A 318-nucleotide genomic window follows, 5' to 3' on the forward strand; every position below is an offset into this window, starting at 1 on the left:
ATGGGCAACGACAAGACGGGCGGGCTGCCGCTGATCTCCATCGGTGGCGAGGGCCTCAAACCCGAGGGCAAGACGGCCGGCAAGCCGGTCGCCGGCACCAGCAGGGGCGATGCCTCCACGCCTGCAGCTGTCTCTTATACACATCTGACGCTGCCGACGAAATGCGAACAGTGTAGATCTCGGTGGTCGCGGTATCATTAAAAAGGGGGGGGGGGGGGGGGGGGGGGGGGGGGGGGGGGGGGGGGGGGGGGGGGGGGGGGGGGGGGGGGGGGGGGGGGGGGGGGGGGGGGGGGGGGGGGGGGGGGGGGGGGGGGGGGG

At 75.5% G+C, this 318-nt stretch carries 1 protein-coding gene; it reads right to left on the bottom strand.

Features of this window, described 5'->3' with window-relative positions:
* On the bottom strand, window positions 1–318 hold a 318-nt coding region (locus tag JHD82_RS29330; RefSeq protein WP_199140430.1), incomplete at both ends, for a hypothetical protein.

The sequence above is a fragment of the Delftia sp. ASV31 genome (assembly GCF_016428765.1).
GTDB classification, from domain to species: Bacteria; Pseudomonadota; Gammaproteobacteria; order Burkholderiales; family Burkholderiaceae_C; genus Comamonas; species Comamonas acidovorans.